General features: G+C 60.8%; 1 protein-coding gene. It reads left to right on the top strand.

Annotated elements, in window-relative coordinates; translation table 11 throughout:
- Positions 1 to 81: 81 nt before the first annotated feature.
- Positions 82 to 1,173 (top strand): ABC transporter ATP-binding protein (locus C0V97_RS17730; RefSeq protein WP_233582261.1); only part of this gene is annotated, 1,092 nt, incomplete at its 3' end.

Raw genomic sequence — 1,173 nt, 5'->3', positions numbered from 1 at the left:
CGCCAAAGGGTGAACGGCTTCAGACGATGACCGATATGGAGATTTTCCATTGGAACTGGCAGGTCGAGGGAGTGTCGGGTCTTGTCTGAAGCCGTTCCACCCTTTGGCGCCGATCACATGCCGGAAACGCGTCCGGCAAATCTCCCGGCAGGCACGCCGCCTCTTCTTTCGCTCTCCGGGGTGGCCAAGTATTTCCCCGGCGTGATTGCGAACAAGGACGTCTCGATCGATTTTTACGCCGGGGAAATTCACGCATTGCTCGGTGAGAACGGTGCGGGCAAATCGACCCTGATGAATATTGTCACCGGCCTCTATCAGGCCGATGAAGGCGAATTGATCCTTGATGGTTATGGCGTTCGGTTCGACAGTCCCGAGGCGGCTATCGCGTCCGGGATCGGCATGGTGCATCAGCATTTCAAGCTCGTCCCGCGCTTCACAGTGGCTGAAAATCTCGCGCTCGGCTGGAGCGAAACAGGACGGTGGCTAAGCAGCAAGGAAATCATTCGGCGCGCGGAGGCCGAAGCTTCCCGGTTCGGCCTTGAGATAAAGGCCGATACTCCGATAGACAGTCTCACCTCGGGTGAGCAGCAGCGTGTCGAGATCTTGCGCGTGCTGTCACGTGGCGCGCGAATGCTCATTCTCGATGAGCCAACCGCCGTTCTTAGCCCGCTCGAGGTCGGGGAACTCTATGCCGCGTTGCGCCGCTTCCGTGATGGCGGTGGCGCGGTCATTCTGATCAGTCACAAGCTCGACGAGATCATGGCGCTGGCCGATTGCGTGACGGTTCTTCGTCATGGGCGTGTGGCCGGCACGCACAGAATTGCCCATACGACACCGGCCACATTGGTAACCGAAATGATTGGTCGCCCGGTCGAGCAGAAAACCACCTATCCCCGTGCTACTCCTCGCTGCTCGCAGGAAACTGTGATTGCGTTGCAGGATGTCTGCTGCCGCGATTCCTCAGGGCGTGTGCGGCTGCAGCCGCTTTCACTCGACATTCGCGCAGGCGAGATCCTGGGCGTCGCGGGGGTCACCGGAAACGGACAGGCAGAGCTTGCCGATCTGCTTACCGGGCTGAGCGTGCCACAGGAGGGGCAGGTCCATGTTGCCGGGCGCGTCATGCGCGCCGCCGGACCGGGCGCTTTCCGGGAGGCCGGKATAGGCTATGTGCCT

The organism is Asaia sp. W19 (assembly GCF_003994335.1).
Classification (GTDB): Bacteria; Pseudomonadota; Alphaproteobacteria; order Acetobacterales; family Acetobacteraceae; genus Asaia.
This window is presented reverse-complemented; position numbering and strand designations above follow the sequence as displayed.